The organism is Aureimonas sp. ME7 (assembly GCF_903970965.1).
GTDB lineage: Bacteria > Pseudomonadota > Alphaproteobacteria > Rhizobiales > Rhizobiaceae > Aureimonas.
Genome location: NZ_CAJCKW010000001.1, coordinates 584,662 through 601,581 on the forward strand (window position 1 = coordinate 584,662; position 16,920 = coordinate 601,581).

Here is a 16,920-nt window from a genome sequence, read left to right on the forward strand (position 1 = left end):
GCGGGTCGGCAGCGTGCGTGCACGGTTCCCGAGGTGATGCGTACGGAGAAGCTAAGAAGCGGTCCAACACAAAGGGAGCATCGGGCGATGCTGGATTTGCATCCATGTTCGAGTTGAGTCACCTCAGGTGCTTTGTGGCGGTGGCTGAGGAGCTGCATTTCGGGCGCGCCGCGGCGCGGCTGAACATGACCCAGCCTCCGCTCAGCCGTCAGATCCAGCTCCTGGAGCATGCGCTGGAGTCCCGCCTTCTTGAACGTTCAAGCCGCATCGTCAGCTTGACGCCCGCTGGGCGCGCCTTCCTGCCGGAAGCGCGCCGCATCGTGCACCTGTCCGAAAGTGCCGCCAGTTGGACTCGCAGGGTCTGGCGAGGCGAGGTGGGCACACTGCGGCTCGGCTACACTGCCGCATCCGGGTACAGCCGGGTGCCTGCGCTTCTTGCCCTCGTTCGGCGGGAGTTGCCGGGACTCGACGTAGTGTTGCGCGAGATGGTTACCCACGCCCAGCTTGAAGAACTCGACTGCGGCACGATCGACGCTGGTCTCCTGCGTGCCCTTCCCCCGGGCTCAAGGACGGCAAGCCTGCCCCTTGCGTCGGAAGGGCTTGCGGTCGCGATCGCGGTGGGCGATCCATTGCTCCAACGGGCCTCCCTCTCGCCGGCTGACCTCGATGGCCGGGATCTCGTCGGATACTCGCCGAACGCCTCGAAGTACCTGTTCGAACTCACGATGGGCTTTCTCGATCAATCAGGTGCAAGGCCGAACCTCACCCAGCAGGTCGGGCAGATCCACACGATGGTGGCGCTGGTCGCGGCGGGCTTTGGTTTGGCCCTCGTCCCTGAAAGCGCCAGGTGTCTCGGCATGCCCGGAGTTGAGTTCCGCCGCTTCGAGACCAGCCCATGCAAGCCAGTCGAGTTGATGATCGTTTGGCTTCGGGGAAACGAGAACCCTGCGCTCACGACCTTCATCGAGACCTATCGCGGCGATCAAGTCCTCGCCTAGTGGGCACGCCGTCGGCGGTAGCCTATCCGGCTGCGCGTGGTCGGGTTGTCGCGGACATGGGACTGCGGATCGTCGACTTGGGCGGAGGCCTGTAGGCTCAGAACCGGACAGGTGCGCCGTGCCGCCAGGCAAGCGCGCGGTGATCGGTGTCCGGCCGCGCTCCGCCCCCCTTGCTCTGCCCGTTCCCGTCGAACCTGAGAAGCCGGACATCCGCGGGATTGCGAAGCAGTCGCCCTACGCACGCGGATCCTTTCGTGCTAGGGAGTCCTAGGGGATGCCCGCTTGAACCTGCGACTCCAATGGTTCTACACAATGACGAACCTGCCGACGTCGCTCGGCTTGGTGGAGGCGGGGCTTGGTGTTTCCGTTATGCCAAAGCTCGCGACGCCTCAAGACGACCAGCCCTACCTCACGACCCGCCTGCCCATCGCGCCTGATATGTCGCGCTCGATCGGTTTGGTGCGTCGTCGCCAATTCCGCCTGTCGCCGGCGGCCGGGCATTTTGTGGAGATGCTCCTAGGCGAGTGGCGTGAGGTCCCCCACAAAGCGATACCTCTCGCGTGATCCGAACTCAAACTGCACACCAACACCATCACCGGACGCACACCAGCAACGTGGCGCACGAACTCGACGTGGTGGTGGCTAAACCGCAAAGCTCATCTTCGCGTTGAACCAGTCGCTGGACGGCTATGTCGGCCACGTGGCGTTCGCTCCCGATCCCGTGCTCTTCCGACACCTCATCGACGACGTTCGCGGCTTGGCTGACACCATCTACGGCCGTCGCATGACGAGGTCATGCGATATTGGGACGAGGACCGTCCGGAATGGGACGGGGCGAGGCGCGACTATGCGGCGGCATGGCGGAACCAGCCGAAGTGGACGGTGTCGCGCTCATCGCCGTCGATGGGACCGAACGCCGCCCTGGTCGGGACTGACCTCGAAACGGCTATGGGGAACCTGAAGACTCGGCACGACGGCGAGTTCCAGGTGTCGGGCCCGGAGCTCGCGGGAGCGTTGACGGACCTCAACCTGATCGATGAGTACCGGATCTACCTGCATCCCGTCGTACGCGGCGGCTGCAAGCCGTTCTTCGCTGCAGCCCGGCCCCCGCTGCGCCTCATCGCGAGCGAGCACATCGGCGACACCGTGATCCGATTGAGTTACGTTCCGGCGTGGCCAACGCGATCACTTTCGCCTCTGCCGGAGCGAACCTCCTTCGGGCACCACCCGGACGCAGCCGGAAACGGGACGTGGGGCCAGTGATGTCTCAGCCATACAGGACCTGGGCGAGAAGGCGATCGAACGCCGCTTTACCTTGTAATCCGTCGCACAACCGCAAGAGGTTGCCTTGACGGAAGCGCAGGTCGCCAGTCACCTCCGGCCCGAGCCAAGGGGGACTGTCGAAGGCTTCGTCCTCGTTCTCCAGTTCCACTTCCGCCCACATGACCCCCTTGAAGGGGCCCTTGAAGACGTCCACCTCCCAGACGCACGACCCGAACGGCACGAGATGGCGGTCCTTTTCGATGACATCGCCGACGCAAACGTCCGCAAGCAGGCGCTCCGCGTCCCCGAGGGGGATCTTGTACTCGAACTCGGCTCTCGTGATCCCCTGCCTTGCCCCCTTCACTGCCAACCTGGCCCGTGCGCCGTCCAGTCGAACCCGCACCTTGCCGCGCTCGCCCTGGCTGACAAGTCCGTCCCTCAACGTCCGGCAACCCGTCGCCGCGGCCCGCCACGTGTCGTCGGCGACCGGGAGCTTCCGCTCGATCTCCAGTTGCATGCTACCTCCCGCGTCCTGAAGGATCCAGCGGCCGCGCCTCCCGAGGTCCATTGCGAGTCCTGAGGATACCCCTCCGGATCGTCCTGAGGTTCAGGACGGCGCCGACAGCGAGGGCGGCTTCCCGATGACCGGGGGCGGCGTCCATTCAGCCCCGAACCCAAGGACCGACATGTCGTCAGGGTCGGCCGCGGACCCGGGGCGGTCAAGCCGGATGTCATTGTCCCGCGCCAGCCTTTCCCGTACGCACCATGACGCCGGAGGAGACACGGTCACAAGCTTCGGGTCAACCGCCGGCTGCAGGTTGCGGCGTGCGCAGTGGACGACGCGCCGTACGGTGCCGGCCTTCTGCGGAGGGACGGACGACGCCGGTCCCAAGCTGCGTGACGGAGACCGTTGCTCATGGGAGCGTTGGCAATCTTCGAACCCTGCGAAACAGTCACGACACGACGGCGACAACGAGCGCCGCTATGCCCTTCCGGCCCGAAACAACACGGTCGTTGCCATGCACACTCCCCATCCGGTCTTCGGTGACCTCGTCACCGCCAACAGGCTGATCCGCGGCGGGCGCTGGGTCTTCCGTGGGACGATCGTGCTCCTCGACGAAGTCTTCGCCGATCTCGACGCCGGGATGAGCTTGCACGACGTCTGGGAGAAGCACGGAACGCTCGAGCGGGCCGATCTCCAAGAGGTTGCCGCTCGCGCGTCCCGAAACCGGGCCACAACCGCCACCGTCCACCCCGAGGCGTGGCGCCGGGCGTCTTGAAGCGTTGGGCCGTTGGGCTTCACCGACGAGCAAGCGACGCCCGAGTGCCCGGATGCCGGGGACGGTTTGCGCTGGCTCGCTATCGTCCCCTGCCCAATGAGAACGGCGAATGCATCGGCGTTCGTCTCTCGAGCGCCCCGGAAGCGCGTGCAGAACCGTTTTCGCTTGCAGGTCCCAGCGGTCGACCTCTCGTTCTCGAACGGCTCCCAGTCACGATCGGGGCGGACCTGGGGATACACTTGACCGGACCAAGCCGGCGATGAAGCGCTCGATGGCCATGTCGGCCCAGCCGTCCGGTGCCCCTCCGCCGACCTCCCGCTCCACCACCCGGTCGATCGTCAAGACGGTGAAGCCGTGGACTAGCGACCAAGCGGCAAGGACCGCCGCCGTCACCTCGGTCGCATCCTCGGGGTCAACGGTGAAAGCGCCTGTGCGGGCACCCCAGAGGATGACGTCCCGCAAGCGCTGCCGTGCCCCGTCCATCGCCGCCCGCAACTCCGCCGGCAGTCCGTCCGCGCTCGGAAGTCCCTGACCCAACATCAGTCGGTAGAGCGCCGGGTTGGCGAGACCAAAGCGGACATAGGCCTTACCAAACGCCCGGACCACGGCTACCGGGTCCGCAAGCCCGTCCGCGGACCTGCCCGTGTCCGTGTTCAACGCGTCGAACCCGGACACCCCGATCGCCGACAGAAGGGCTTCCTTGTCAGCGAAGTGTCGGTAGGGGGCGTTGTGGCTGACGCCAGCGCGGCGGGCGACCTCTCGCAACGAGCAGTCCCATCGTCCTGTCTCAGCAAGGATGGCGTTCGCCGCCTCCAGCAGGGCGCGGCGCAGATCGCCGTGATGATACGGATTGTCGGCGGCTTCGACCGTTCGGATGCTCGTCGAGCTCATGCGGAGAATGTTGGCATGGCTATGTTGACAGTGTCAACTCGCTTGTAGCTGTTGTCACTATCAACATTTGCTTTGACCTTAGGCGACAGGGCATACGGTGGAGAATGGATTACGGGCGTGAAGCAGATCAATGAGGACGCCTGGTTGCTCTCGCCCGGCAATGCCAACGCCGTGCTCTTGGCTAAAGGGAACGAACTCACGTTGGTCGACGCTGGGTTTGCAGGGAAAGAGAGGGTGGTGCTCGACGCCATCGCCGCGCTCGGACGCCGGCCCTCCAACCTCAAGCACCTCGTCTTCACCCATTCCCATCCCGACCACATCGGATCCTCGGCAGCGATCGTCGAGGCCGCGGGGGCGCGGACCTACATGCACGCCTTGGACGCGCCGTTTGCGGAGACAGGCGGCAGGTTCCGTCCGATGACCGCGGCGCCCGGCCTGCTTCACGGGATCATGTACCGCCTCGTGTGGCACCCGAACGTGCGCATGCGGCCCTTCCGGATCGACCAGCACGTGGCCGACGGCGAGACGCTCCCGTTAGCGGGCGGCCTTCGCGCCGTCCATGTGCCGGGCCATGCTGCCGGACAGCTTGCCTACCTATGGCGAGGCGACCGCCTTCTGATCGGCGGCGACGTGTTCATGAACATCTTCGGGCTTGCCGATCCCGTGGGTTTCGAGGACGAAGCGCAAGCTCGCCGCTCCCAGCGCAAGCTCGCCGCGCTCCAGTTCGACAAGGCCGTGTTCGGCCATGGCGGCGCGATCCTATCCGGCGCCTCGGACAAGGTCCGACGCAAGGTGCACTGACGGGGCTTCACCGAGACGCCGGGAAGACAATGCCGGAGGCGATCCGCGGCAACCGGGTGTGGCAATCGGCAAACGCGATCTCACACGGAAGGTGGATGGGCCGCTCCCCGAACGACGAACATGGCGGGGTCAGATCCCGCGCGGGCTTGGGCCAGTACGGACCTTGTCGCAACGGACTGGGTTCACTTGGACATCTTGAGCATCGCCGTGCCGACGAGGGTGACGGCAACCGACGCCAACCGCGCAAGGTCGAGGCGCTCCTTCAGGAAGAACACGCCGAACAGCACGGCGAACACCATGCTGGTCTCCCGGACTGCGGACACAAGGGCGAGCGGCGCCTGCGTCATCGCCCAGGTCACGATCCAGTAGGCCAGCAAGGAGACGAGACCCCCGAGCACGCCGACCTTCCAGCACTTGCGCACCGAGGCCGACACCTGCCCCCGTCGGAGGTATGCCGCCAACAGCGCGATCGGGACGCCGTTGAGGAGGTGCGACCAGAACGTGTAGCTCTCGGCGCTCGCGGCCAAGCGTGCGCCCAACCCGTCCACGACCGTGTATCCGGCTATGAACACCCCCGTGCCCGCCGCGTACAGCATCGCTTTCGGTTCGCGGAAGCCCGACGCCCCGCGCGTCAGGGCGAGGCTCATGATGCCGAGCGCGATCACGAACACCGACAGGCCCGACTGCGCCGTCAGCTTCTCGCCGACGACCCCAACGGAGACGAAGGCTACGATCAGCGGCGCGCAGCCCCTCGAGATGGGGTAGACGTGGCTGAGGTCGCCGTACTCGTAGGCTTTGACCAGGAAGAGGCAGTAGGCCGTGTTCAACGCTGTCGAGGCCCAGACGTAAGGCCAGCTTTCGGGTGTCGGGAACGCCACGAACGGAACGACCGCCAAACCGACGGCGGCGTGGGTCGCCATCATGACGGCGACCATGACCAGCCTGTCGGCGTCTACCTTGACCATGGCGTTCCACGCCGCGTGCAGGACGGCGGCACCGAACACGATCGCAAACACTTCAGTCGTCAAGGCGTGGTCTCCCGGCACTCTGTTATCCGGCCGCTTCTACAGGATCGGGCGAAGGAACGGATGACGACTGGATGACGATACGGGTCCGCACTCATCCGAAGTGGATGCCGCTCGGGATCCGGTCCAGGGTATCGTGAAAAGGAGCGGTCGTCGCGGTCCGCTCGGCCGGACTTGGGCATGAGGGGCATCCACAATCCCAACGGTCTCTGGGGTCGCAATCACGTAGAAGGCTAGGGATACGACCCTCGGCTCCCGGGTGTGGCCAGCAAACCTCCACTATCCTTCGGAAGGGGAGTGACCCCGCACCTGCACGAGAACAATGACAAGAGCGAGCTGCTTCCCGAACTCGACCATCCCGAGGTGTGCCGCGCCTGGAAGTGAACGGATTGCTCGCTGCCGCAAGGCGGAGCTGCCCACCCGCCGAGGTCCGGCGGATGCAGCACCTTGCCGGGGTTCGCTCGAGGCGCTCGCTTTCCATGCGGCGCCGGATCGTTCTGTGGAAGCCGTCGAGCGGAGACGCGGCGGAAGGCCTTTGATGTTCGTCCCCGCCTGAGACCGCCCGGTGCCGGCTACGCGGGAGCCTCCGCCGCTTGGAGCACTCAGCTAGGCGGGACTTCCTTTCGCGGACGGCGTATGCGCCGCCCGCCACAGGAGCGGCACGAGGATCAGGGCGACGGCGGGCAGCACCAGCCAGTTGATGGTCTCCCAGCCCGACGTGTTCAGGAGCGAGCCCGAGAAGAACGAGGCTGCGGCGACCGTCCCGAACACCAGGAAGTCGTTGGCGCCCTGCACCTTCGTGCGCTCCTCGGGCGTGTGGCAGTCCGCCACCATGGCGGTCGCGCCGATGAACCCGAAGTTCCAGCCGACCCCGAGAAGCACGAGCGAGATCCAGAAGTGGCCGAGGTCGAAGCCGCCGAGCGCGACGATGGCCGAGACGCCGATCAGGAACAGGCCGACGGCGGCAACCCGCTCCTTGCCGAAGCGCGCCATCAGATGGCCCGTCACGAAGCTTGGACCGAACATGGCAAGGACGTGCCACTGGATGCCGAGCGCCGCGTGGTCGACGGAGTGGCCGTGCCCGACCATGGCGATGGGCGCGGCCGTCATGACGAAGGTCATCAGCCCGTAGGAGACGATGCCGGTCGCGACGGCCAGCAGGTAGCGCGGCGTCGCGAGGATCTCACGGAGCCCGCGGCCCGCGTCGACGCCTGCTGCCGCCCGGGCCGGCGGGCGTGGGGACCGCAGGGTCACGAGGATCGGGATCGCGAGGAGGGCGAGGGCAGCATGGCCGAGGAAGCTTCCCGCGAACGGCGTGCCGGGCACCGCGTCGCGGGTCCAGATCACGAGCTGCGGCCCGATGACCGCCGCAATCAGGCCGCCGATCATGACGCGGGCGATGGCCTTGTCCCGAAGCGAGCCGGTCGCGCCGTCGGTGGCGGCGAAGCGGTAGGTCTGCACATAGGCAGAGTAGAAGCCGGCGGCGAAGGTGCCAAGGCAGAACACGGCGAAGGCAGCGAGAGCGATGCCGAGCGCTGCGGTCAGACCCGCCGCCATGCCGACGGTCGCGCCGATGACGTAGCCGGTCCGGCGGCCGAGGTGCCGCATGACGAAGGCGGCCGGGAGGGTGCCGACGGCAAGGCCGAGGTTGAACAGGCTGACGGGAAGCGTGACCAGTGCGGGCTCGGGGGAGAACTGCTGGCCGACGAGACCGCCGAGCGAGATGACGATCGGTCCCGTCGCGCCGCCGAGCGCCTGCGCTGCCATCAGGACGCGGATGTTGCGTTTGGCCGTGCCCTCGTCGACGGACATGGGGGCGAGCGCGAGGGAACTGTCCGCGCTCATGCCGCGGCAGCCGCAGCGGGTGCCGACGCAGCGTCGAACAGCGCTTGGTCGCCGAGGACGCTCGCGACGAGCATCGAGCCTTCCAGCATGGCAAGGAAGCGGAGTGCTTCCTCTTTGCCGAGGCCACCTGCCTCCAATCCTTCCAGCCCGCTCCGGAAGAACCGTCGCACCTCGGCGGCGACCTGTTCCGAAAGCCCATGAGCGCTCGCCCCAAGGATCCCGCACAGGCACATGCGCCCGTCTTCGGCCAGCGACCGCCTGAACACGTCCCGCCAAGCCACGTCCACCTTGGTCCCCGCCGCGATCTTGTTGGCGACGGCCTGCGTGAAGCGGTCGGTGTAGCGACGGGCGACCGCGGCGGCGAGGTCGTCCTTGGTCGGGAAGTGGTAGTGGACACTGGCGCTCTTCACGCCGATGTCCGCCGCGACCTCCCGGAAGCTGAACCCGCCATAGCCGCCGACGCGAATGCGGCGTTCGGCGGCGTCCATGATCGCGTCGGCTGTTCTCGTCACTGCCCAATCCTTTTGTCTATCGATCGATAGATAACTCTTGCGCTGCGTACGGGCAAGGCGTATGTCGGTCTCATCGTAGCTATCTATCGATAGATAAGGGAAGCGTCATGAACAGGTTCGAAGGCAAGGTCGTCGCGGTCACCGGTGGTGGGTCCGGCATTGGCAAGGAAGCGGCGGCGCGGTTCGTCGCCGAAGGCGCGAGCGTCGCGATCAACGGACGCGACGCGGCGAAGCTCGAAGCTGCCGCCCGGGACATCGATCCCTCGGGCGAGAGGGTTGTCGTCTCCGCCGGCAACATCGCGGATCCCGCGACCGGTGCGGCCCTCGTCGACGCGGCCGTGTCGCGTTTCGGCAAGCTGGACGTGCTCGTCAACAACGCGGGTGTCTTCAACCCGAAGCCCTTCCTCGAACTCACCGAGGGGGACTACGACTGGTACCTCGACACGATCCTGAAGGGGAAGTTCTTCACCGCCCAGGCTGCGGCCAAGGCCATGAAGGACACGGGCGGCGCGATCGTCCAGACGGGATCGATGTGGGCGATCCAGGCGATCGGCGCGACGCCGTCGGCCGCCTACTCGGCCGCGAACGCGGGCGTCCACGCCATGGTGCGCAACCTCGCGATCGAGCTGGCGCCCCTGAAGATCCGGATCAACGCCGTCGCCCCCGCCGTCGTCGAGACCCCGGTCTACAACACCTTCCTGTCGGACGAGCAGGTGAAGGACGTGCTTCCGACCTTCAACGCCTTCCACCCCCTCGGCCGCAACGGGCAGCCGCGGGACGTAGCCGAGGCGATCCTGTTCCTTGCGTCCGAGCAGGCGTCCTGGATCACGGGGACGGTCCTTCCGGTCGACGGCGGCGTCACCGCCGGGCGCCAGTGAACCACCGTCCATTCGTCTGACCCCGTGGGAGCCGCGCGTCGCGGCTCCCGTTCCCATTCGGGAGACCGACCATTAGCAATCCCGTCGTGATCGTGGGAGGTGGCCTTGCCGGCCTGACGGCCGCACGGCTCCTCCATGCGAAGGGCATCGACTTCGTCCTCTTGGAAGCCCGCGACCGCCTGGGCGGAAGGATCCTCTCGGTGGACGCGTCCGGCGAGCCGTCGGCCGACGGGTTCGACCTTGGGCCGTCCTGGTTCTGGCCCGGCATGCACGCGGGCTTCGGCGCGTTCGTCGACGAGCTTGGTCTTGGCTCGTTCGGGCAGCACGACGAGGGGGAGATCGTGTTCGAGCGCTCGCCGCACGAGGCGCGACGGCGCTTCCGCGGCATGCGCCAGGAACCGCAATCCATGCGCCTTACCGGCGGGACGGCCTCCATCGTGAGAACGCTCGAAGCGGGCCTGCCGTCGTCGCGCGTGTCGCTGCGCACGCGGGTGCGGGCTATCGAGGCCGCCGGACCCGAGATCGTCCTCACCGTTGAGAACGCCGACGGGCGCGAGGCCCGGCTCGAGGCGTCCCACGTCATTCTCGCGCTGCCGCCGCGCCTCCTTGAGGCGACCGTCGCTTTCTCGCCCACCCTCGATCCGGGAACGGCGCGGCGCTGGCGGGAGACGCCGACGTGGATGGCACCGCACGCGAAGTTCGTCGCGGTCTACGACCGTGCGTTCTGGCGCGACGACGGCCTGTCCGGCACCGCTCAGAGCATGGTCGGACCGCTCGGCGAGATCCACGACGCCACCTCCGCGTCGGGCGCTGCCGCCCTGTTCGGGTTCCTTGGCGTCGCGGCCGACGCGCGGGTCGCGGCCGGGGACGAGGCGATCGTCGCGGCCTGCCTTCGCCAGCTCGTCCGCCTGTTCGGCCCGGAGGCGGCAACGCCGCGCGCGACCGTCCTGAAGGACTGGGCCGCCGATCCCCTGACCGCGACCGCCGCCGATCGCATCCCAGGCGGACATCCCGTCCCCGACAGGCGTCCCTGGGTCGCCGGGACCTGGGAGGACCGCATCTCGCTCGCGGGCAGCGAGACCAGCGCCAGCGATCCCGGCTACCTCGCCGGGGCGGTGGACGCCGCCGAGCGGGCGGTCGCCGAACTCTTCCACCGACATCCATCACTCAGAGCCACGGGGGCACAGGCATGCTGAAGAACAAGACTGCCCTCGTGACGGGCGGCTCGAGCGGGATCGGACTTGCCACCGCACAGCGCCTGCGCGCCGAGGGCGCCCGCGTCGCGATCACGGGAACCGATGGCGACAAGCTCGAGGCGGCGCGGCACGCCATTGGGGGAGACACCGTGGCGATCCGGGCGGACGTGCGCTCGGTCGCCGAGCTGAAGGCGATGGCGGACACGCTCGGTCGCGAGTTCGGTCGGCTCGACATCCTCTTCGCGAACGCCGGGATCGCCTACGGCACGCCGATCGCGACGACCGACGAGGAGAGGTTCGACCGCCTCATGGACGTCAACGTGAAGGGCGTGTTCTTCACCGTCCAGGCGGTCCTGCCGATCATGAACGACGGCGGCTCCATCATCCTCAACACGTCCTGGCTCGGCCATGTCGGCACGCCCGGCCGTGCCGCGCTCTCGGCCTCGAAGGCGGCTGTCCGGTCCATGACGCGCGTGCTCGCGGCCGAGCTTGCCGACCGGCGCATCCGCGTGAACGCCGTCAGCCCCGGCCCGATCGAGACGCCGATCCATCGCAGCCCCGACCAGAGCGAGGACGAGTTCCGTGCCTATGCCGAGAAGGTCGGGGCCAAGGTCCCGGCCGGCCGGATGGGGCTGCCCGAGGAGGTGGCCGCGGCCGTCGCGTTCCTCGCCAGCGACCAGTCGCACTTCATGTTGGGTAGTGAGATGGCCGTCGACGGCGGCCTCGGGGAGATCTGAACCATGCGCATCAACGACGACCTGTCGAAGACCGTGCTTGTAAACGCCGCCGAACTTGACTGGGTGCCGAGCCCGGCCGCCGGCGTCGACCGCCGCATGCTCTTCCGCATCGGCAAGGAGCGGGCGCGGGCGACCTCCATCGTCCGCTACGCCCCGGGCAGCGCCTTCCCGCGGCACACGCACGGGGGCGGCGAGGAGTTCGTGGTGCTCGACGGCGTGTTCCAGGACGAGCACGGCGATTATCCCGCGGGGTCCTACATCCGCAACCCGCCGGGGACTTCCCATGTCCCGGCGTCGGAGAGCGGGTGCACCATCTTCGTGCGGCTCTGGCAGTTCCGCGAGTCCGACCGGACGCAGATCGCCATCCGCCCCGGCGAGGGGCGCGACGTCGCCACCCGCCCGGGTTCCGAGAGCGCCAGGGTCCTGTTCGATGACGGCGCCGAGGAGGTGCGGATCGAGACGTGGTCGGCAGGGACGACCGTTCGCGTCGAGAACGAACGGGGCATCGAATTCATCGTCCTCACCGGCTCGCTGACGGTGGACGGCACGGCGCTTGGGGCGCAGAGCTGGGGCAGGCTGCCGGGCGGTGTTCCGTTCAACGCCGAGATCAGCGAAGACGGGACGACGGTCTGGATGAAGCAGGGCGCGCTGATCCACCCGGACGTCTGCGATATTGGCGAGTCAGACCCCCGCTAGGAGCGACACGGCCGACGCCGGGTTGCGGTTGCATCGCCGTCCGTCGCGCGGTCTCACACGAAGAGTTGCGCCCGAGAAGGGTTTCGCGCTGCGGCGGCGCACTTAGGTTGGCGATGTCGAGACGGTCGCAGGAATGCGAGGCGACCGCATTGCGACGAAGATTGGACCGATCCGCTTCAACGCGAGGAGCGCCGGATAAGCATGGCGGGACGTCGCGAATTTCCGGGCAGCGGTGCGGCGACGCTGGCTACCGCGTCCTTCCCTAAGCCCCGCCGGGCGTGGGCGCAGGCGGGGCTAAGGGAGCGGAGACGGAGGCGGCGAGGTGATGCTAGCCTCCGGCCATGTGGTCAGCCTCGATCCGGCGATCGGCGACCTGCCGGTCGGCGACGTCCATGTGCGCAGCGGTGCGATCGTCGCCGTCGCGCGCTTGCTCGGGGCGCCGGGCGTCGCGCGCCGTTACATGCGTGGTTGCCTCGTGATGCCGAGCTTCGTTGACGCGCACTGGCACTTGGGGAACACGCTGGCGTGCAGGCTTCCGAACAGCCGGCTCGGCCCCTTCGTCAAAACGATGGGACTGCTCGCGCGCGTCTGGACGCCGGAGCCGAGCGCGCTCGGCGTGCGCCTTGCGGCGGCCGAGGCCGTCCATGCCGGCATCACAACAGTCCACAACTGGCGCACAACGTGAAGGGTCCGGCCTACGCGGACGCTTCGCCTTTGGCTATCTGCAGTCTCTGGGGCCCGACGAGGTCATGGACTTCGACGCCATCGCGGCTATGAAGGCGCGGCACTTCGCGGGTGGACCCTCCGGACTCCTGTCGCTCAGCGTGTCGGCGCGCGGTCCCGACCGCTCGGTCGGGCCGGTCTGGCGCGCGTAATGGCGCTGGGCGCGCGAGCTCGGCCTGCCTGTCACGGCGCATGTTGCCTCGGACCGCGCGGCGGCTGCCACGGGCAACATCACGGTGATGGCGCGCGAAGGGCTGCTCGGGCCCGACGTCCAGCTCGTCCACGCCACCCATGCGACGGCCGACGACTTTCACCTGATGTGGGAAGCCGGATCGCCCCTGTCGATCAGCCCCTGGACGAAGCTCAAGGTTGGCTACGGCCTGCCGTTGGTGGGTAAGATGGCCGCTTCCGGCGTCGAGATGGGACTGTCGGTCGACAACATGGTGCTAGCCGGACATGCCGACATGTTCGGCGTCATGCGCGTCACCGCCGCTCTGGCCGCCGGCATGGCGGAGGCGCAGTTCGCGCTGTCCGACCGCCGGGTTCTGGAATGGGCGACGATCGGCGGCGCCCGGAGCCTCGGGCTCGGCGATCTCGTCGGCTCGCTGACGCCCGGCAGGCGGGCCGACGTGATCGCGGTGCGCGCCGATCCGGTGACCACGGCGCCGGTCGGCACCGTCGACTTCATGCTGACGCATGCGGCGCAACCCGCGAACGTGGACCTCGTGATGATCGACGGGACGATCCGCAAGGAGGCCGGATCGCTGACCGGGATCGACCTTCCCGCTCTCCTCGCCGAGGCGCGTGAGACGATCGCGGACCTGCGTCGGCAAGCCGACGTATGACGAGCTGCGCCGCCCTCCCTCATGGCGCCTCCCGGGTCCGCGGCTTGCACCCCGCGCCTCACCCCGCGTCGCGGTGGTCCGTCTCCCCGCGCTTCCAGTATCCGCTGACGTCGAGACGCGCGGTCCGGTCCTGTTCCTTCAGCCACGACCGGATCGCTGCGACCTCGCCGGACTCCGCCGCGACGAAGACCGCGCAACCAGGTGTCAGGTCGACGCCGCGCAGGGCGTCGGCCAGGCCGTAATAGTCGCTCGCCTCACGATGCAACCATCGGATGTCTACCTCCGCGCGGGATTGGACCGGCTGCCGGCAGGTCTTGTCGGCGACCTCGCTCAAGACCACCGCCCCGACGCCCGCCGGCAGCGCCTCGAGGATGGCGGCGATCGCAGGGAAGCCGGTCTCGTCGCCGACCAGGACGTAGCGCGAGATCGAGGGATCGATCGCGAAGCCGCTGCGCGAATGCGGCGCGCTGACCTCGAACCGGTCCCCCGCTTCGGCGCGATCGGCCCAGGCCGAGACGTGCCCCTCGTCTCCGTGCAGGACGAAGTCGATGTCGATCGACCCGTCCTCGTCGCGCAGGCGCCGCACCGTGTAGGCGCGGCCCGGCAGGCGCCGGCCCTCGCCGTTGCGAACGAAGACCTTGAGCCATTGCCCGGGGAGATCGGCACGCAGGCCCGGCACGGCCTGCGCACGCACCGTGAGCCGCTTCAGATGCGGGGCGACCAGCGCCGCCCTCGTCACCTCCGCGCCGTAGAGTGCATAGGGCGGCGTCGCGTCGGTCGCGCTCACCGCGCGTCCCCCGTGCCCGCGTTCGTGCGATCGACCACCGTGCCGGCCAGGGCCGCGACGATCAGCATCAGCACGGCCAACGCGCCGAACGAGAGCGGCAGGGTGATAGCTTGCGCGACGTGACCGATCATCGCCGGTCCCAGGAAGACGCCGAGATAGCCGAGCGTGCTTACGGCCGAGATGGCGTATCCGCTCGGCATCGCCTTCTGGCGGCCGGCCAGCGTGAACAGCACCGGAACGATGTTGGCGGCGCCGACGCCGCTCACGGCGAAGCCCGCGACCGACACCCAGCTGTTGTCGGCCCATGCGGCCAGCGCGACGCCGAGCGCGGTGACCACCGATCCCAGCCCCAGCGTCATCCTGTCGCCCATCCGCGCGACGAAGCTGTCGCCCACGATGCGCGTGACCGTCATGGCCAGTGCGAAGGCCGTGTAGCCGACGCCGGCGCTGCCGACGGGCATCTGCTTGGAGTCCGCCAGCATGATCGCGCCCCAGTCCAGCACTGCGCCTTCCACGAGGAAGGTCAAGCCGGTCAAGACGCCGATCAGGACGACGATGCCGTGCGGCACGACGAAGACCGAATGGGGCTCGCCCGTCGTGGCATGCGCCAGGAAGCGCGAGAAGGCGACCAGGAGGCAGACGATCACTATCGCGCTCGCCGCCGCCGCCGTGACGACGACGTTCAGGCCGAAGGACAGGGCGAGCGTCACCGCGCCCGCACCAGCCAGGCCACCCACGCTGTAGAGACCGTGGAAGCCCGACATGAGCGGCTTGCCGGCGCGCGACTGCACCTCCGTCCCGTGCATGTTGGCCGCGACGTCGACCGCGCCGAGCGAGGCGCCGAAGACGAGAAGGGCCGCGGCCAGCTCGACGGCCTGCGAGGCGAAGGCGAGGGAGGGCAGGGCGATCGCCAGCCCGACAGCCCCGCCCGCGACCACTAGGCGCTGGCCGAGGCGGGCCGCGAGCATGCCGGCCAGCGGCATGCCGATGACGCTGCCGATGCCGAGGAAGAGGAGAATGCTGCCGAGCTCGGCGTCGCTCGCCCCGATCCGCTCCTTCGCGTAAGGAACGAAGGGTGCCCAGCATGCCAGGCCGAAGCCCGCGATGAAGAACGCGAGCCGCGTGGCTAGCTTGGCGCTGCCCAGTCCGGACGCTGCGTCGGTTGCGCGCCAAGGCGCGCCGATCGTTGACTGAGACATGTTGTTCTACCTTGCTTGGGTGCCGAAATTCGCAGGTCCGAGGAAGTCCGTGCCCTCGGGACGAGGGCCGAGGCTTCCCGAAATGATCCGACCGAGCGCCGTTTGCTCGATCATCTTCAGGGCGTAGAAGGTACGGATTCCCAACCGCGTGGAGGGTTGCTCCATGCGGATCGTCCAGGGGCGCATGGCCTGGGCCCGCTCGGCGTAGGGTCGCATTCTCGCTTCGTATCGCGCGAAGGCTACGCGATGGTCCGTGTGCTCCGCCAGCGCGCTCGCCAGGACGTAGGCGCCGACGATCGCGAGCGTCGTGCCCATTCCGCTCACCGGCGTCGCGCAGTAGGCCGCATCGCCCAGAAGCGCCACGCGTCCCTTGGACCACGCCCCCATCCGGACCTGTGCGAGATCCTCGAAGAAGAAGTCGCCGGCCCCGTCGAGCTCCCGCAGGATGCGCGGGGCCTCCCATCCGTCGTCCTTGAACGTGTCCCGGATGAAGTCGACGATGCGCTCGCGCCCGGCGAGGTCGATGCCGCGCCGATCGCTGCGGATGTAGAGATAGGCGCGCGAGGACCGTCCGCGATCCGGCCGGAGCAGGATCGACTTGCCGCCTTCGCAGTTGTGCCACCGCACCCAGGTCCCGTCCTGCGGTTCGTAGGGAATCGCAAAATAGGCCGTGTAGAGCCCGATATGCTTAAGCGGCACGTTCCCGAAGACCATCGACCGCGTTCTGGACCGCATGCCTTCGGCGACGATCATGAGATCGAACTCCCGACAACCGGCCTTGGCGAAGTCGACCTCGAGGGAGGTCTCGCCCTCGTGGATCCCGGCGATCGAATCGCCGTAGCGGTATTCCACGTCGTCCTTCGTGATCTGCTGGAGGAGGTTGGACAGGTCGGCCCGAAGGATCTCGATGTCCGTCACGAAGGACTTCTTGCCGCCCGCGCGGGGATGCTCCGCCCGGATCCGGTTGTCGTCGTCGACGAAGCGCAGACCGTCCTCGTTTGTCATGAGCTCCTCGACGCGCGGGAGGATGCCCATTCGCGAGATCACGTCGCGGCCCTCGTCGCGGATGTCCACCGTCTGGCCGGACAAGCGCAGCGTCGGCGCCCGCTCCAGAAGCGTCACCCGATGACCGAGCCGGCTTAGGCAATAGCCCAGCGTCGGCCCTGCGATGCCGGCGCCCGTGATGAGGATTCGCTTGCGGAACATTTCACCCATGACCCATGTCGATCCCGGGACCCGGGCGA

General features: G+C 68.0%; 17 protein-coding genes and 3 pseudogenes. 12 read left to right on the plus strand and 8 right to left on the minus strand.

Going from position 1 to position 16,920, the window contains the following annotated elements; genetic code table 11:
• The first annotated feature begins 104 nt into the window (after window positions 1-104).
• The 3 genes and pseudogenes from H7A85_RS02695 to H7A85_RS02705 all read left to right on the plus strand — a co-directional run.
• Window positions 105-998: a LysR family transcriptional regulator gene (locus H7A85_RS02695; protein WP_182084329.1), complete on the plus strand. Its 894-nt coding sequence runs from the start codon at window positions 105-107 to the stop codon at window positions 996-998.
• Between the two features lie 276 nt (window positions 999-1,274).
• Window positions 1,275-1,562: pseudogene (locus tag H7A85_RS02700) on the plus strand (LysR substrate-binding domain-containing protein); the annotation flags it as partial.
• 94 nt (window positions 1,563-1,656) lie between these two features.
• A pseudogene (locus H7A85_RS02705) lies at window positions 1,657-2,171 on the plus strand (dihydrofolate reductase family protein); the annotation flags it as partial.
• A gap of 94 nt (window positions 2,172-2,265) precedes the next feature.
• Here H7A85_RS02705 and H7A85_RS02710 read toward each other — a convergent pair.
• Window positions 2,266-2,778 carry a CYTH domain-containing protein gene (locus H7A85_RS02710; protein ID WP_182084330.1) on the minus strand — a complete coding sequence of 171 codons (513 nt, stop codon included), beginning with the start codon at window positions 2,776-2,778 and terminating at the stop codon, window positions 2,266-2,268.
• 502 nt (window positions 2,779-3,280) lie between these two features.
• Here H7A85_RS02710 and H7A85_RS02715 point away from each other — a divergent pair.
• Window positions 3,281-3,541: a DUF433 domain-containing protein gene (locus tag H7A85_RS02715; protein ID WP_182084331.1), complete on the plus strand. Its 261-nt coding sequence runs from the start codon at window positions 3,281-3,283 to the stop codon at window positions 3,539-3,541.
• Between the two features lie 210 nt (window positions 3,542-3,751).
• Here the strand turns inward: H7A85_RS02715 and H7A85_RS02720 are convergent, their stop codons facing one another.
• Entirely contained in the window at window positions 3,752-4,432 is a 681-nt protein-coding gene (locus tag H7A85_RS02720; protein ID WP_182084332.1) for a TetR/AcrR family transcriptional regulator, read from the minus strand.
• Between the two features lie 117 nt (window positions 4,433-4,549).
• Here H7A85_RS02720 and H7A85_RS02725 point away from each other — a divergent pair, with 117 nt between their 5' ends.
• Window positions 4,550-5,233 carry an MBL fold metallo-hydrolase gene (locus H7A85_RS02725; protein ID WP_182084333.1) on the plus strand — a complete coding sequence of 228 codons (684 nt, stop codon included), beginning with the start codon at window positions 4,550-4,552 and terminating at the stop codon, window positions 5,231-5,233.
• A gap of 182 nt (window positions 5,234-5,415) precedes the next feature.
• Here H7A85_RS02725 and H7A85_RS02730 read toward each other — a convergent pair whose 3' ends face one another.
• The 3 genes from H7A85_RS02730 to H7A85_RS02740 all read right to left on the minus strand — a co-directional run bounded on the left by H7A85_RS02730 (window position 5,416) and on the right by H7A85_RS02740 (window position 8,615).
• A complete protein-coding gene (locus H7A85_RS02730) occupies window positions 5,416-6,261 on the minus strand; it encodes a DMT family transporter (RefSeq protein ID WP_182084334.1) in 846 nt (281 codons plus the stop codon).
• A 603-nt stretch (window positions 6,262-6,864) separates the two neighbouring features.
• Entirely contained in the window at window positions 6,865-8,103 is a 1,239-nt protein-coding gene (locus H7A85_RS02735) for an MFS transporter (RefSeq protein ID WP_244630890.1), read from the minus strand.
• Window positions 8,100-8,615, minus strand: a complete 516-nt coding sequence (locus H7A85_RS02740; RefSeq protein ID WP_182084335.1) for a TetR/AcrR family transcriptional regulator — start codon at window positions 8,613-8,615, stop codon at window positions 8,100-8,102. Before H7A85_RS02740 ends, H7A85_RS02735 begins: the two co-directional genes overlap by 4 nt.
• 107 nt (window positions 8,616-8,722) lie before the next feature.
• Between H7A85_RS02740 and H7A85_RS02745 the strand changes: the two genes are divergently transcribed.
• The 7 genes and pseudogenes from H7A85_RS02745 to H7A85_RS02770 form a co-directional block, all read left to right on the plus strand.
• Window positions 8,723-9,493, plus strand: coding sequence for an SDR family NAD(P)-dependent oxidoreductase (locus H7A85_RS02745; protein WP_182084336.1), 771 nt, complete (start codon window positions 8,723-8,725; stop codon window positions 9,491-9,493).
• An 86-nt stretch (window positions 9,494-9,579) separates the two neighbouring features.
• Window positions 9,580-10,689 (plus strand): FAD-dependent oxidoreductase, encoded by a 1,110-nt coding sequence (locus tag H7A85_RS02750; RefSeq protein ID WP_244630891.1) that lies wholly within the window; start codon window positions 9,580-9,582, stop codon window positions 10,687-10,689.
• Window positions 10,683-11,426: an SDR family oxidoreductase gene (locus H7A85_RS02755; RefSeq protein ID WP_182084337.1), complete on the plus strand. Its 744-nt coding sequence runs from the start codon at window positions 10,683-10,685 to the stop codon at window positions 11,424-11,426. Before H7A85_RS02750 ends, H7A85_RS02755 begins: the two co-directional genes overlap by 7 nt.
• A 3-nt stretch (window positions 11,427-11,429) precedes the next feature.
• The gene (locus H7A85_RS02760; RefSeq protein WP_182084338.1) at window positions 11,430-12,122 is read left to right on the plus strand and encodes a cupin domain-containing protein; all 693 of its coding nucleotides are present in this window, start codon (window positions 11,430-11,432) and stop codon (window positions 12,120-12,122) included.
• Between the two features lie 322 nt (window positions 12,123-12,444).
• Window positions 12,445-12,807 carry an amidohydrolase family protein gene (locus tag H7A85_RS02765; RefSeq protein WP_182084339.1) on the plus strand — a complete coding sequence of 121 codons (363 nt, stop codon included), beginning with the start codon at window positions 12,445-12,447 and terminating at the stop codon, window positions 12,805-12,807.
• A gap of 64 nt (window positions 12,808-12,871) precedes the next feature.
• The gene (locus tag H7A85_RS20980; protein ID WP_280514898.1) at window positions 12,872-12,997 is read left to right on the plus strand and encodes a hypothetical protein; all 126 of its coding nucleotides are present in this window, start codon (window positions 12,872-12,874) and stop codon (window positions 12,995-12,997) included.
• Between the two features lie 21 nt (window positions 12,998-13,018).
• A pseudogene (locus H7A85_RS02770) lies at window positions 13,019-13,690 on the plus strand (amidohydrolase family protein); the annotation flags it as partial.
• A 58-nt stretch (window positions 13,691-13,748) separates the two neighbouring features.
• Here H7A85_RS02770 and H7A85_RS02775 read toward each other — a convergent pair.
• The 3 genes from H7A85_RS02775 to H7A85_RS02785 are packed head-to-tail and all read right to left on the minus strand — an operon-like array spanning window position 13,749 to window position 16,891.
• Window positions 13,749-14,477 (minus strand): siderophore-interacting protein, encoded by a 729-nt coding sequence (locus tag H7A85_RS02775; RefSeq protein ID WP_182084340.1) that lies wholly within the window; start codon window positions 14,475-14,477, stop codon window positions 13,749-13,751.
• The gene (locus H7A85_RS02780; protein WP_182084341.1) at window positions 14,474-15,676 is read right to left on the minus strand and encodes an MFS transporter; all 1,203 of its coding nucleotides are present in this window, start codon (window positions 15,674-15,676) and stop codon (window positions 14,474-14,476) included. The genes H7A85_RS02775 and H7A85_RS02780 overlap by 4 nt, the downstream gene beginning before the upstream one ends.
• A gap of 6 nt (window positions 15,677-15,682) precedes the next feature.
• Window positions 15,683-16,891 (minus strand): FAD-dependent monooxygenase, encoded by a 1,209-nt coding sequence (locus H7A85_RS02785; protein ID WP_182084342.1) that lies wholly within the window; start codon window positions 16,889-16,891, stop codon window positions 15,683-15,685.
• Window positions 16,892-16,920: the final 29 nt, after the last annotated feature.